Source organism: Methylophilus medardicus (assembly GCF_006363955.1).
GTDB lineage: Bacteria > Pseudomonadota > Gammaproteobacteria > Burkholderiales > Methylophilaceae > Methylophilus > Methylophilus medardensis.
The window spans coordinates 2,365,867-2,379,927 of record NZ_CP040948.1; the positions used below are offsets into that span (position 1 = coordinate 2,365,867).

Consider the following 14,061-nt stretch of genomic DNA (forward strand, 5'->3'; position numbering starts at 1 on the left):
AGCGAAAAGCTAGCCCCAAATGCGCTTAACTTCACTCACACTTAATACAGTATGCACAAGGCCTGCATTAAAGCGGCAATGCTTGCCAGCCAGCATGATCGGTTGGCGCACTGTCAGCAATGGCGTCATGCGGGCATCGCCACAACACACCTTGCTCTTCGCACCACAGATGCAACCATCCATTCAAAACCAGTTGCTTGAGCACTGCGTGTTTGTCGATAATAGCTTGGATACGCGCCCGTGTAGCGACGATGACGACGGTTAATCTGATTGGATCATGCATCCACTGTTGCCCATTGTGCAGGGATTGTCGAGACAGGCCGATACGCAAATCCCCGCCATTGCCCTCAAACACGCCGATGCGGCCACCGACCACGTTATGCAGCAATTTATTGCCACAGCCTAATCGGTCTGGCTCGCATGTGGAGGCGTGGTATTGCCAGTTGATCCAGTGTGTCACAAGCATGGGCGCCGTCATAAGCTGTTCTAGCAAGGTGCCGTCAGCGTCTTGGCTGGCATCATATTCGTGCAAAAATGCGCGACCCGCTAAATTCAAGTGCTGTGTACGCGCTCGCGGGGCAAGAATAAACGCCGCGTTATTGGCCAAGCCCCACTCTGGGCGCACTTGTGCCGCATCGTTAGCGCGCATCATAAAATGTTTAAATAGGCTGGCGATATCGTTCACCGGGACTGGCTCGGATGACGCTGGATGCGTAGCTTGCAACTGCGCCCTGACCTGATGTCCGGCCTGTTGCAGCCATGGCTGCACCGCTTGCCAGCGCGCCAGACTGTGCGTATCCAGCAAATCAAGATCAAAGCCTTGAATGTCTTGGGTGGTGGTATTGTGCAGTGCCGCAATAAACTTGGTTTGCTCAGGAATATCAATGTGGTGCTGGCTAAGTGCCTGACGTACCTGCGGATCATTGAGCATCATGGCCAATGCGCGCGTGTTGGCCTCACCCGACTGCCCGCAACAGGCGCCACAATCCAGGCTGGAAGCATGCGCATTATTAGCGGTCTGACTTGCATGGCCGACCAGCATGACAAGTGGCGCAAACGGTGGCTTGAACCCCATGCTTTGCAGAATGCCTGCACACAGTTGCGCCTGCGCATCGACCGGCATTCGCTGCATCATGGGGCGGGTGATTTTTTTATACTTGGTGGGTAGGCCTTGATGCTCTAAGGCCTGACGTTGATGTGGACGCGGGCGCACCATCGACCAGAGTGATTTCAGAAACAGTGGCCCAGCCGTCTCAACCACTGAAAATGCCGCGCCGGGATATTGGGTCAGGCGCGCGGCCTGGTCTGCCAACATAAAATGCCGTTGCCGCTGTTGCGCAACCTGTGTACTCAGATCACGCCATTGAATGGTTTCAGCATCTTCAGCGTTCGGCGAAGAAACTCTGGTCAGCACCCGGTCTGCCATCAGCTGCTTGGGCGCGAGCAAGCCCGGTAATTGCGGCCGTTGCTGACGCGATGCAAGCGGTTGGTAGGCCGCAGGCAAGCCAAAAAATCCGGCTACGCCTAAGGTGTGTATGCTTGGATCAACGGCCTCAAGCGCTCTGCGCATCGGCTCGCTTCTAACATCAATACAAAAAGCGGCTTGCAAGGTGGGTGGCTGCGCGATGTCGGTTGCACTGGCTGGTATCGGCTGTACAAGCTGCTGCGCTAAACCGCGCTGATAACCAATATCGAGCGCACGTTGCCATATTTCATCGATGCGCAGCGACTCCTCTGCCGCCTGAATCTGACTGTCAACCGACTGCCATTTTTTTCGCACCAGTGCGATGGCACTATGCGAGGCATTCAACCCTTTGCATTGCATGACGATCACGCCCCAAGCCAATCGGATAGCCAGCAAATCTCGCAAACTGTCATCAGATTGACCATTGAGCTTGGCCTGCCAATCGAGGTATGCGCACCAGGAAGCCCATCCGTTAACCGTCAACAACACCGCTTCGAAGTAATCAGCCAACATTGATGCTTCCAAGCCCAGCATTTGCACCACCCAACGCTCCGCTTGTTGCCGCGTAGGCGGTAGGTAGTCGAGAAAATCATGAATCTGGGGCAGACCCATGAGCGTCCCTATGCCATGGTCATGCACCAGTGTATCCCGCCAGAAGCTATACAGACACTCGCTGCGCGCGGGCTGCCAACCGGACTGATCTTGGTCAAAATAGGCGGCGCAAGTCTGGCTCACCTGATGCGTGATCGCATCTCGCCAAGATAACCTACGAAAGCGTTCAGCATCATCATCTAACACATCAATCAGCAATGGTAAATGTGCGCTACGCACGGGCTGCGACAGTGCTTGCACAAAATCTTCGACGCTGTCATGCACACCATGATGCTGCATGGCTAGTTGCAGATCTTCTGCACAAACCCGCCCTTGCGCCCATGCTTGCAGTAAATAGGCTCGCGAGGGAAAAATCTGCATGTCCGCCAACACGGCCATCCGCGCAGCGACCGTGCGTATTGGTAGGTGTATGCGCTTCCAATGTGGGTTGACCGCAATCGACTGATCCAGTGGCCAAGCAGGTGCGATCTGCTGGCAAGCCTGCTGGCAAGCGTGTTCGATTTGGTCAGGATGCAAACTGTGGCTCGCTTTAGCGAGTGCTGAAGAATGCATTGCCTCTGCAGCAGTATGGTCATTAATAATAAACATAGTTGGCTCCTGAGTGCATGCCTAGCATGCGGATAACAGTCGGATTGAATCGCGGCAGATTAACGGTTTGCATGCGTGCTTTTCCCCCAACTCACTGGCCACAGCCGAAGCACACAGCGGGTATAAAAAGCATCCAGATACAGACCGGCATATATCCAACGATGTAAGCGATTTAAACGTTGTGGCACGGTGTGGATGAGCACACTAAACAGATAAAGCGCGCCCATGGCGATCACAACCGCGACCGCATATTCGCTACGCGGTTGATCGATGGTGCCAAGCGGGATGTGATGAAAGCCAGCACTCACTAGGGTCAATAGGCCTGTGAGCAAACTGCCGGATAACAAACCCTGCCAGCGCAAACTCGGTGACAGATCAGATGTGCTGCTGCGCCACCACAATACCGGTGCCCATGCGAATGCCAGCACCAACGACCACCATAGCGGCCAGGGCGGTGTAGCAAATAACGCTTGAATGGCTAACACAATCGTCAATGACAGCAATGGGGCGAGATAAAAACTCAACGCAGCAAATGCCTGACGACCCGCGATCTGCGCCACACGGGTGTCGGCAACGATCTCGGCGGCGGATAAAAATGCGTAGGCCTTGTAGATGGAATGGCCGATCAAATGCAAAGCGGCAAAGGTATACAAGCCCAGCGCACACTCAACAATCATAAAGCCCATTTGCGCCACTGTAGACCAAGCCAAGCGCACCTTAATACTGATCCGTGTAAACATGACCAGCGCAGCAAATACACAGGTGATGAGCCCGATGGCCAGTAACAGGGTATTTGCAATCGTACTGTCTGCGAACAACGCAGAAAATCGAATCAACAAATAACCGGACAGATTGACCACCCCGGCATGCAGTAACGCGGACACTGGTGTGGGCGCCTCCATCACTTGGATTAACCAGCCATGCACAGGCAACAAGGCGGTGCGTAAAACTACCGCGATCACCAACAACACGGCACAAATTTCCGTCAGTTGCGTGTGTCCGTGTGCGCTCACATTGGCGAGCAACGCCGACATGCTGCCACTGCCAACACTGACCCAAGATAACAAGGCCGCCAATAACAGCACATCGTCTGCGAGAATATCGGCCACTGTTTTTTTATGCGAGGCCAGCTGTGCAAAGGGCCGTTCCGCATAAAAACACAGCATCCTTTTCAAAAACACACCCACCCCAGACCAAGACAAGATCAATATCAGCCAGTGATCGGCGATCAACAACAAATGTACACATGCCAGCACCATGCTCAGGGCAACGATATATTGCCTTTGGTGCGGCTCACCCTCAAGGTAACGACTTGAAAAACGAGCGACTACAAGACCTACCCCCTGCACAAGAACGGCAATCACGGCCTGCAAAGGCGAAACATATAAGCCAGCGGCGCTTAATACTTGAAAGCTTTGACTTGGCTGGGTCAAGACCAACAAACCAGAAAATAAGGTCAGCAACAAAGCGAGGCCAGACGCTTCATTACAGAGCTTCCAGCGCTGCGCATCTGCCCCTCGCATGAGAGAAACAGCGATGGCCGTCAACAGCATCACAGCGATTGGCGCGCAGACAAACAAACTTACAGCATCCATAAAGCACCACTTCCTAACAGTCAATTATAGTTCTATAAAATAGAACTATTTATTAATTAAAATAGATTTAAAATGAAAATAAAAAATGCGAAAATCACCCGCCATCCGCCTGACTCGCCCGCGGCGTATCAGTCACAGGGTGATCAAAAGTTGTCGTTTCTTGCGCCATAGGCACATCAATCACTTGCACTACTTTTGGCGTAATAACGGTCTCGCCATTGATTTCCACTTGCTTACACTCAATAATCACTCTGCGCCCTTCTAATTCAATCTCTTTATCCATTGGACACCCCTGTGCATTCAAAAAAAGTTAATCAAGAAACAGCTGCATCAAAACAGCGTTATTTTGACCCGTCCAAAAAAGCATGTAAAATATATAATTATTTATAAATAGTTCTGTAAAAGTTAACTATGTCGAGATTGAATTATCATCATCTGCAATATTTTTGGCATGTCGTGAAGGTAGGCAGTCTGACCAAGACCGCTGAAAAACTGCATATTTCGCAATCGGCCCTGTCATCACAAATCAAGCAACTAGAAGACAGCTTGGAGTGCGCGCTATTTTTGCGCCAAGGTCGTAAGTTAGTCCTGACGGAAGTCGGCAATGTGGCTTTTTCTTATGCAGAATCTATTTTCACCAAGGGCACAGAACTTGAGAGTTTGCTGCGCAAAGGCATAGAAGCCGAGAACCAGATTTTGCGCATTGGCGTGCTATCAACGATGTCACGTAACTTTATTGAGAGCTTTGTTGAGCCCCTACTGAATAATCCCCACGTAAAATTAGAGATCATGGCGAGCGGACAAACCAACTTGCTCAAATCACTTGCCAATCATGAGCTGGATCTGGCGCTGACCAATATTGAAGTGCGTGGCAATGCGGACCAGTTATGGGAAGGCATTCTGCTAGATCGGCAGCCGATCAGCGTGATTGGCCCGCCGGGCTTAGACATTAAGCCGCACTTTTCTAGCAAATATGCGGATTACAACTGGATTCTGCCGCATCAGGATAGCCCAATTCGCGCTGCGTTTGATGGCCTATGCGCTTTGCATCAAATCGAGCCGAATGTGGTGGCAGAGGCCAATGACATGGCGATGCTACGATTGCTGGCGCGGGACAGCCTAGCGCTGACGGTCATGCCAGAAGTGGTGGTGAAAGATGAATTGAAAAATGGCGTGCTCAAGTCTTATACGCAACTGAGTGAGGTGTTTGAAAACTTTTATGCAGTGACCATCAAAAAACATTTCCGTAAATTTGAGATCAATCAATTGGTGAATCAGTTTTTACTCCATAAAAAATAGGGGTGTAGGGTTGTCGGGCAGCGGGTTGCCTGCGCAGTGGATTGCCGCTATTGGTATACGGAATCCGCCACCCCCATGCTTGACAGTGCGTCTATCTTTTTTGGCAAACATGGGTGTATATTACGGATTCGTGCCCAATGAAAGGAGACCGTGATGAAGACGCTTCAACAAGTACTCGCTCATAAAACGCATCAAGGCATTATCAGTATTGCACCCAACCGACCGGTGTACGATGCTCTGATTATCTTAGCGGAATACCAAATCGGCGCCCTGGCGGTCATCAAAGATGGCGAGCTGGTCGGCATCTTTTCTGAGCGCGATTATGCGCGCGAAGTCATTCTCAAGGGCCGCTCTTCCAAAACCACCACGGTCAGCGAAGTGATGACCAGCAAGGTGATTACCGGAAAACCAGACGATTTGGTCGAATCCGCAATGAGCACCATGCTGGAGAAACGCATCCGCCACTTACCGGTAGTGGAGCAGAACAAGATGCTGGGCATGCTGTCTATTGGCGACATTCTCAAAGAAACCATCCATTATCAGCAAACGCTCATCGCACAACTCGAAAGTTATATCCATAGTTGATACGCCGACGCACAAATGCAAAAAGGGAGCGAAAGCTCCCTTTGGTGTTTAGGCGAGTTGAAACCGAGATCAACACATATTTTTTGCCAGCATTGCGTTCTACTAAACCAACGACGGCAATGGCATTTTTACACAATGCCTGCTGACCCTAGACACGGCATCTGCACTACAATCAATCCGGTGCGCATCAACTGAAGACAAGCGATTTAGTCACCAATCACTTTCACCAGCACCCGCTTATTACGACGACCATCAAATTCACCATAAAAAATTTGTTCCCAAGGACCAAAATCCAGCTGACCTTCAGTGATGGCTACCACGACCTCACGCCCCATAATCTGCCGCTTGATATGTGCATCGGCATTGTCTTCGCCGGTATCATTGTGGCGATAGCCACTCACCGGCTCGTGCGGCGCCAGCTTTTCTAGCCACACTTTATAGTCATGATGCAGGCCGCGCTCATCGTCATTGATGAAAACACTGGCGGAGATATGCATGGCATTAATCAGCACTAAGCCTTCTTTGACACCGCTTTCACGCACACAGGCAATCACGTCCTGCGTGATGTTTTTAAAGTCCATGCGGGCTGAAATATTGAACCATAACTCTTTGCGATAACTTTTCATCTCAAAATCTCCGTGTTTCTAAAAGACTATTTTAGCACTGCCATTTGCTAGACATTTACCCGGCAACAAAAAAGGCCTCCGAGGAGGCCTTTTTAAGATGCGTGTTTTAACTGTGTACGTCCAGTGCTTGCGTAAAGGTTTTGCCTTCATTGTCAGTCGCAATTACTTCGAGTTTACCCGGCGCTTCTGGAATGAAACTAAACTTCATGTAGGGGTCTTCGCTGGTGCCAACGCCAACATCCACAGTCATGACCTCTTTGCCATTGTAGTGAAAGCTGGTTTTATTGATATAAAACGCAGGCACATAGCCTTGCGAAACCAAGTCACGTTGCAAGCCAGTCCGCATTACATGACGGATGTTAAATGTCGCCGTCGCCGTTTCACCAAACTTTGGTGCATCCACATTTAATTTGATCTTACCTGCTGCAGCCCGCACTTCGGATTCATTGTTATCTACCGTGCCACCACAGCCACCGGCAGCGCGAATCTCACGCTTGCCCATATACAATTTACCGTCTGCGGTTTCGCCAATTAGGCGAACAAACGAATCGGTCTCTTGGCGAATGCGCGTCGACATCTGAAAGCCATTCAAGCTATCCGTTAAATGGTAGGTGGAGGCCAACTGAATCGGGTTTGCATCCACAATGACATACAGCTTTTTCAGCACCACGCCGTTGGCGGCAGCTTTGTCATAGGTAAATGTCACCGGCACCTGCGCACCGCTCTCCGCACGGCGCGGCCCGTCTATTTTCAAAAAATCGACCTCTTCAATGGTGCGCTTAGGAAAGAACGCTTCTTTCACCACCGCCCATAATTTGGGGTCTGCTTCTGCCTGTACCAGACCACTCATGGCCAATGCAACAAACCCCATCATCCACAATCCTGTTTTTTTCATCGTCATCCCCTGGTCAAACTCACTATTTAATTGATCTAGCTTTAATTTTGATACGGATACACCTGCTTAATATGTGATGCATATCACATTGAATGGCACATCTAATTACAGCTTACTAGGGTCTCCTGAGGGACGCATCTCATAGTGCGGGTCTGCATACTCAGTAAAATTCAGTTCAACGCCATTCCCTGCCGGATCACGCATATTGATTTGACGAATGCCATTGGCCAGAATCCGCGTGGTGTAATCGACGCCGAGTTTTTGCAGGTGTGCCTCCATGGCCGGCATATCTTGTGCGTTAAACGAGACATGATCATAGGTGCCATGCACATGCAACTGCGGGGGCGCGGCGGTTTTATATTCCGCCAGATGCACCACAGCTTGGCCGCCAATATAGAGCCAGTAACCATAAGTGGTGCTCGCAACCCGTTTGCCGACGGTCAAACCCAACACATCGCAATAAAAATCGCGCAACAGATGCATGGTGTCGCGATCTGTTCGAAAGTTGACGTGATCAATTCCTGTCAGAGACATGATTTTCCAATCTGATAAGCACCGCATCCAAATCGAATGCAATTCGTTTGCGCAATATAGTACAAAATTTAGTGTCCTTCAAATTGACACAACGCAAACGGTTGGACGCCGTTTGCCTGCAAATGTTGCACGCCGCCTAAATCTGGCAAGTCGATCACAAAAGCCGCATGGCGCACTTCAGCCCCAAGCTGACGAATTAAGCTGATCGCCGCCAACGCCGTGCCGCCCGTTGCAATTAAGTCATCCACCAATAAAACACGCGCGCCCGCCGCAAGCGCATCTTGATGCACTTCAAGCGTATCTTCACCGTACTCGAGTGCATAGGTTTGTTTCAGCGTATCGGCTGGCAATTTACCTACTTTGCGCACAGGCACAAACCCAAGCCCTAGCTTGCTGGCAAGGGCGGCACCAATAATAAAGCCCCGTGCTTCAATCGCCACCACTTGGTCCAAGGCAATATCGGCATAATGCAGCGCTAATGTATCAATAGCGGCATTAAAGGCCTGTGCATCGTTGAGCAGGGTCGTAATGTCACGAAATTGGATGCCAGCTTTGGGGTAGTCGGCAATCGTTCGGATGTAGGCACTAAAATCAATCATCATGTGTCCGCCAATAAAAAACGCGTCCACCCTAGGGTGACGCGTTTAAACAGGGTGTGCTGCTGATCACACAAATAGCGCAGGATTAGCTGCCAGCCGCATTTTGCTGACGCACACGAATGTGCAACTCGCGGAGTTGTTTCTCGTCCACCTCGTTGGGCGCATTCGTCATCAGACACTGCGCACGCTGCGTTTTCGGGAAGGCAATCACGTCACGAATCGATTCGGCACCAGCCATCAACGTGACCAAACGGTCTAAGCCAAAGGCCAAACCACCGTGTGGAGGCGCACCATATTGCAATGCATCCAACAAGAAGCCAAATTTCTCTTGCGCTTCTTCTTTGCTGATTTTCAGAGCATCGAATACTTTTGACTGCACATCCTGTTGATGAATACGCACTGAACCACCGCCGACTTCCCAGCCGTTCAATACCATGTCATAGGCTTTTGACAAACAAGCGCCCGGGTTGCTGACCAACAAATCTTCATGGCCATCTTTAGGCGCCGTGAACGGATGGTGCAGCGCAACCCAACGGTCGCCTTCTTCATCATGCTCAAACATTGGAAAATCCACCACCCACAATGGCGCCCAGTGACGACCATCCACATGGCCTTTTTCGTGGCCCACTTTGGTGCGCAAGGCACCTAACGCCTCGTTCACAATTTTGGCTTTATCCGCACCGAAGAACACGATATCGCCATTTTGCGCGCCAGTGCGCTCAATAATGGCTTGCAGCGCGTTGACGTGAATATTTTTCACAATAGGGCTTTGCAAACCCTCTTCATTTAACTTGGAAATATCGTTGATCTTGATGTAAGCCAACCCTTTGGCGCCATAAATTTTCACAAACTCGGTGTAAGCGTCAATCTCAGAACGGCTGATGGCTGCGCCATTGGGCACACGAATCGCGGCAACGCGGCCACCGGCCATATTGGCGGCACCGGCGAATACTTTAAAATCAACATCTTTCATGACATCGCTCAGCTCGGTAATTTCGAGCGTCACACGCATGTCCGGCTTGTCAGAGCCGTAGCGATTCATGGCTTCAGAGAAAGGCATCCGTGGAAACTTGGCTGGCAATTCTACGTTTTGTATTTTCTTGAGCATCTGGCGGATCATCTCTTCAACGATGTCCATGATGTCATTTTCTTCAAGGAACGAAGTTTCAATGTCGACCTGTGTGAATTCTGGCTGACGATCAGCGCGCAAATCCTCGTCACGGAAACATTTTGTGATTTGGAAATAGCGGTCAAAACCCGACACCATTAATAATTGTTTAAATAATTGCGGTGATTGCGGCAAGGCAAAGAACATGCCGTGATGCACACGCGACGGCACCAGATAATCACGCGCACCCTCTGGGGTCGAACGTGTCAACATCGGTGTCTCAATTTCGATAAACCCGTTATCGTCGAGATAATCGCGCAGATTTTTCGCCACTTTATACCGCAGCATCAGATTTTTCTGCATCGCCGGACGACGCAAATCGATATAGCGATGTTCCAAACGCACCGTTTCCGTCAGATTGTCATCATCCAACATGAATGGAGGCGTCAACGACGCATTTAGCACCTCAATCTCGGTCGCCAGCATTTCTACCTCACCGGTAGGCAGATTGCTATTCACAGTTCCTTCAGGGCGTGCACGCACCTTACACACAACGCGTAACACAAATTCGTTACGTACCGTTTCAGCCACGGCGAATGCGTCCTTGGTGTCTGGGTCAATCACGATTTGCGCCAGACCTTCGCGATCACGCAAATCAATAAAAATCACGCCCCCATGGTCGCGACGACGGTGGGCCCAGCCACACAGTGTCACGGTTTGTCCGATATGTTCGCGGTTCAAGTGACCGCAATAATGTGTACGCATCATAATAATTTTATATAGTTAAAGTGGTGTTGCGGTTAATGGTGTTTAGACAAGGGCGCCACTGTACCCATGCTGATGATGTATTTCAAGGCCTGATCTACACTCATGTCGAGCGCAATCACATCCGCCTTAGGCAACATCAGAAAAAAACCGGAAGTTGGATTGGGCGTCGTTGGCACGTAGACACTCACGTATTCCCCTGGCAAGTGGTTTGCAACATCGCCACCGGGTGTCCCCGTTAAAAAGGCGATCGTCCACACCCCTTGTCGTGGATACTGAATCAGTAATGCCTGACGAAAAGCATTGCCTGAATCAGAAAATAACGTATCAGACACTTGTTTGACGCTGGAATAAATAGACTTGACCACCGGCACTCGAATCAGCAAGCCTTCCCACAACACGATCAGCTGCTGTCCAAAAATATTGGTTGCCACCAAGCCTGTGGTCAACACAATGGCAACGGTCAAGATGACGCCAAAGCCTGGAATATCGACCCCAAGCAACGCTTCAGGACGCCAAGAGACCGGCAATAACAGCAAGCTTTGATCAAGCGTTTGCACTAAAGTTTTAAGCACCCACACCGTAATAAACAGAGGGACTAGTACGAGCAAACCTGTGATGAAGTATTTTTTCATGGGTGTTTTTTTAGTGGCAAGCACAGCCGGGGTTGCACTTGGCCGCTTCAGAACTGGTGGCGGTTTCTGCACTTGGTGAACTGCTGCTCGTCACCGGCTTGGTTTTGAAGTCAGTGGCATACCAACCACTGCCTGTTAGTTGAAAGTTGGGCGCTGAGACCTGCTTACTGAAAGTCTGCTGCTGACACTGAGGACAAGCTTCAACACTGGGCGCAGACACTTTACGCATCAGCTCTTGCTGAAAACCACATGCTGTACATTGGAAATCGTAGATAGGCATTTGTTAACACAACCTGAAGGACAATTTGCTGAAAAAATTCGTCAAGCGCAAATTATACCTGATTCGCATTACAAATCATCAAAACTACTGCGATGTAATTGAATTAAAAAGACTTTAAGGAGCAAGACATGCAACAACTCTCACTCAAAATATCCTTTATGGTCAGCATGCTATTTTTCTTGGGGCTGACGAGTCGAGACCTGAATACGCACCATGCAATGGTGAGCCTAAGTCCTCAGTCACAGGCCGGCAAGGCGTTGCCTTTGCAACTGGCGAATTTGCTCTATGCTGAGCCACCCCTAAAAATCAAAAAAATGCAGTGAGGTTTACCGCAGCAAGTTTAACGCAGCTGCGCCTCATAAGCGGCTTGATCCATCAATGCGTCTGCGCCACTGGCATCCGCTGACAGCTTAAACAACCAAGTGTCATACGGTTGGTCATTAATGCGCTCAGGCGACGACAAAGCGTCTTCGTTTACGGCTTCAACAACCCCGGTTAAAGGCGCATAAACATCAGAGCCAGTTTTGACCGATTCGACTAATCCGCAAACACTAAACTGCTGCACAGATTGCCCGACTTTTGGCGGATCAACAAATACCACATCCCCCAGCATCTCCTGCGCATAATCCGTAATACCCACCAGCCACAAACCGTCATCTGTCTGTGTGGCCCAAGTGTGGTCTTTTGAAAAGAAGTACTTCAGTCCTGCTGACATAGAATTTAAAAATCAAAAGTTTAATAGATAATTATTGTGCCATAGTCTGAGAATCACGCCAAAACTTATTCAGACCGGCCGCCAATCGCTTAATTAGTTACAATAGAAAATTGCGATAAGTGATTGACGCTGAATAATAACTGGGCAATAATGAAGCGGGTTTTAGGAAGGTTGATTATGATTTTTTTCAAGCATTGTCTCAAAGTTTTGCTCGTGTGTACCATTGCTTTAGCACCTGCGGGTCAAGCCACAGCAAAGTCACCCTCCAAGAAACACACCGTTTCAGCCGCTAAGAGTAAAAAATATAGCGCGCGTGTCTCTTCACAATACCGTGTGAATCCAGACAAAACCAAAGCCATGCGCCCAGTTAAATTGCATGCGCACGCCAGAAAAAGTGCCAAGCCAGCGTTAGACGCAGAAATGTTTGACTCGTTTGAAGGAAAATCGAGCAGCAATGCCAATCTGTCGATTGCGTCCACCAAAGCGCTGGTGATGAACCAAAATACACACGAGATCATTTATTCCAAAAATTTGGATACGCCGACCCCGATTGCATCCGTCACTAAACTGATGACAGCCATGGTGGTGTTGGATGCCAAACTGAATTTAAGTGACCAAGTTTCGATTACTGACATGGATGTGGATTACCTGAAAGGGACTTCTTCACGCCTACCCGTTGGTACCACCATGACCCGTGAGGATTTGCTGAACCTGGCATTGATTGCCTCAGAAAATCGGGCGGCCTCAGCGTTAGCAACCACCTATCCAGGCGGCAAAGCGCGTTTCATTCAGGATATGAATGCAAAAGCCGCCAGCTTGGGTATGATGAATACACACTTTGAAGATTCCACTGGCTTAACCAGCAACAACGTTTCTACTGCCATGGACTTGGCGAAAATGGTGCATGCCGCGTATCAATACCCGCTCATTCGCCAAATCACCACCACCTCTGACTATGACTTAAGTGTTGGTCACAGACGCCAACCTATTCACTTTCACAATACCAACGCGCTCGTTCGCGAGAGCACCAATAGCAGTTGGGAAATCGGTCTGTCAAAAACGGGCTACATCAGTGAAGCCGGACGTTGCTTGGTGATGCAAGCAACAATTGCTGGAGAACCGCTGATTCTCGTCTTACTTGACTCGGTGGGCAAGTTAACCCGGATTGGTGATGCAAGACGTATCAAAAAATGGATGGAACATAACTACAGCACCCTTACCTCAGAGAAAGAGGGTAGCATCGTATTGACCGGTCTCTCGATGAGCAAATCATTGAGCGATGAATCGAACTAAAGATATTGCACTTCTGACAATAAAAAAACCCGCAAAATATGCGGGTTTTTTATTATCTGAGATGCATCAATGGTCAGCGCCATCAAACTCCGGATCATAGCCTTCAGTAATGGCCGATTTCTGCTTGTGCTCGTTCCATTGCTTGCGGAGACCTTCTTTTTTCTCAGGGCTTAAGCTTTGAAACTGCTGGTATCGTTTGCGTGCATTCTCTCGTTCATACGGGGTCATGCGACTCCATTTCACTAGCTGACGCTGAATACGCTGCTGTTTTTGCGCATCCATTTTTGGATACTCTTTGGCAATATCCAGCATTTTCTCACGTTGCCATGGCCGAAGTTTATCCCACTCACCGCCTAACGGGGCTAACACGGCACGCTGCTGATCCGTTAATTGCGACCACATAATATTGGCTGCAGGGTCATCCGGGGACAAGTCATTTTTGATCGCGCCGATGTCAGCCATGGCTA

At 49.6% G+C, this 14,061-nt stretch carries 16 protein-coding genes; 4 read left to right on the forward strand and 12 right to left on the reverse strand.

The genetic code is table 11. The annotated features are described in order from the left end of the window. Positions 1-67: 67 nt before the first annotated feature. The 3 genes from FIT99_RS11260 to FIT99_RS11270 all read right to left on the reverse strand — a co-directional run bounded on the left by FIT99_RS11260 (position 68) and on the right by FIT99_RS11270 (position 4,543). On the reverse strand, positions 68-2,665 hold the full coding sequence (locus FIT99_RS11260; protein ID WP_223261207.1) for a YbcC family protein: 2,598 nt from the start codon (positions 2,663-2,665) through the stop codon (positions 68-70). Positions 2,666-2,724: 59 nt separating this feature from the next. Beyond that, positions 2,725-4,260, reverse strand: coding sequence for an NADH-quinone oxidoreductase subunit L (locus FIT99_RS11265; protein WP_140004366.1), 1,536 nt, complete (start codon positions 4,258-4,260; stop codon positions 2,725-2,727). A gap of 94 nt (positions 4,261-4,354) precedes the next feature. Next, complete coding sequence (locus FIT99_RS11270; protein WP_140004367.1) at positions 4,355-4,543, reverse strand: hypothetical protein; 189 nt, start codon at positions 4,541-4,543, stop codon at positions 4,355-4,357. 128 nt (positions 4,544-4,671) lie between these two features. Here FIT99_RS11270 and FIT99_RS11275 point away from each other — a divergent pair, with 128 nt between their 5' ends. Beyond that, positions 4,672-5,559 carry a LysR family transcriptional regulator gene (locus FIT99_RS11275; RefSeq protein ID WP_140004368.1) on the forward strand — a complete coding sequence of 296 codons (888 nt, stop codon included), beginning with the start codon at positions 4,672-4,674 and terminating at the stop codon, positions 5,557-5,559. 153 nt (positions 5,560-5,712) lie between these two features. Beyond that, a complete protein-coding gene (locus FIT99_RS11280) occupies positions 5,713-6,144 on the forward strand; it encodes a CBS domain-containing protein (protein ID WP_140004369.1) in 432 nt (143 codons plus the stop codon). 206 nt (positions 6,145-6,350) lie between these two features. Here FIT99_RS11280 and FIT99_RS11285 read toward each other — a convergent pair whose 3' ends face one another. The 7 genes from FIT99_RS11285 to FIT99_RS11315 form a co-directional block, all read right to left on the reverse strand. Then, a complete protein-coding gene (locus tag FIT99_RS11285) occupies positions 6,351-6,770 on the reverse strand; it encodes a secondary thiamine-phosphate synthase enzyme YjbQ (RefSeq protein WP_140004370.1) in 420 nt (139 codons plus the stop codon). Positions 6,771-6,876: 106 nt separating this feature from the next. Continuing rightward, positions 6,877-7,665, reverse strand: coding sequence for a quinoprotein dehydrogenase-associated SoxYZ-like carrier (locus FIT99_RS11290; RefSeq protein ID WP_140004371.1), 789 nt, complete (start codon positions 7,663-7,665; stop codon positions 6,877-6,879). 105 nt (positions 7,666-7,770) lie between these two features. Further along, a complete protein-coding gene (locus tag FIT99_RS11295; protein WP_140004372.1) occupies positions 7,771-8,199 on the reverse strand; it encodes a VOC family protein in 429 nt (142 codons plus the stop codon). Positions 8,200-8,267: 68 nt separating this feature from the next. Then, positions 8,268-8,798 carry an adenine phosphoribosyltransferase gene (locus tag FIT99_RS11300; protein ID WP_140004757.1) on the reverse strand — a complete coding sequence of 177 codons (531 nt, stop codon included), beginning with the start codon at positions 8,796-8,798 and terminating at the stop codon, positions 8,268-8,270. 85 nt (positions 8,799-8,883) lie between these two features. Continuing rightward, positions 8,884-10,674, reverse strand: coding sequence for an aspartate--tRNA ligase (gene aspS, locus FIT99_RS11305; protein WP_140004373.1), 1,791 nt, complete (start codon positions 10,672-10,674; stop codon positions 8,884-8,886). A gap of 32 nt (positions 10,675-10,706) precedes the next feature. Beyond that, positions 10,707-11,306 carry a DUF502 domain-containing protein gene (locus FIT99_RS11310; RefSeq protein WP_140004374.1) on the reverse strand — a complete coding sequence of 200 codons (600 nt, stop codon included), beginning with the start codon at positions 11,304-11,306 and terminating at the stop codon, positions 10,707-10,709. Positions 11,307-11,316: 10 nt separating this feature from the next. Continuing rightward, a complete protein-coding gene (locus FIT99_RS11315; RefSeq protein ID WP_140004375.1) occupies positions 11,317-11,586 on the reverse strand; it encodes an FmdB family zinc ribbon protein in 270 nt (89 codons plus the stop codon). A gap of 128 nt (positions 11,587-11,714) precedes the next feature. Between FIT99_RS11315 and FIT99_RS11320 the strand changes: the two genes are divergently transcribed. Continuing rightward, positions 11,715-11,909, forward strand: a complete 195-nt coding sequence (locus FIT99_RS11320) for a hypothetical protein (RefSeq protein ID WP_140004376.1) — start codon at positions 11,715-11,717, stop codon at positions 11,907-11,909. Between the two features lie 17 nt (positions 11,910-11,926). Here the strand turns inward: FIT99_RS11320 and FIT99_RS11325 are convergent, their stop codons facing one another. After that, positions 11,927-12,301: a glycine cleavage system protein H gene (locus FIT99_RS11325; protein ID WP_140004377.1), complete on the reverse strand. Its 375-nt coding sequence runs from the start codon at positions 12,299-12,301 to the stop codon at positions 11,927-11,929. Positions 12,302-12,514: 213 nt separating this feature from the next. Between FIT99_RS11325 and pbpG the strand changes: the two genes are divergently transcribed. Continuing rightward, complete coding sequence (pbpG, locus tag FIT99_RS11330) at positions 12,515-13,594, forward strand: D-alanyl-D-alanine endopeptidase (protein WP_140004378.1); 1,080 nt, start codon at positions 12,515-12,517, stop codon at positions 13,592-13,594. A 66-nt stretch (positions 13,595-13,660) separates the two neighbouring features. Here the strand turns inward: pbpG and FIT99_RS11335 are convergent, their stop codons facing one another. Beyond that, positions 13,661-14,056, reverse strand: a complete 396-nt coding sequence (locus FIT99_RS11335) for a DUF3106 domain-containing protein (RefSeq protein WP_140004758.1) — start codon at positions 14,054-14,056, stop codon at positions 13,661-13,663. Between the last annotated feature and the right edge of the window lie 5 nt (positions 14,057-14,061).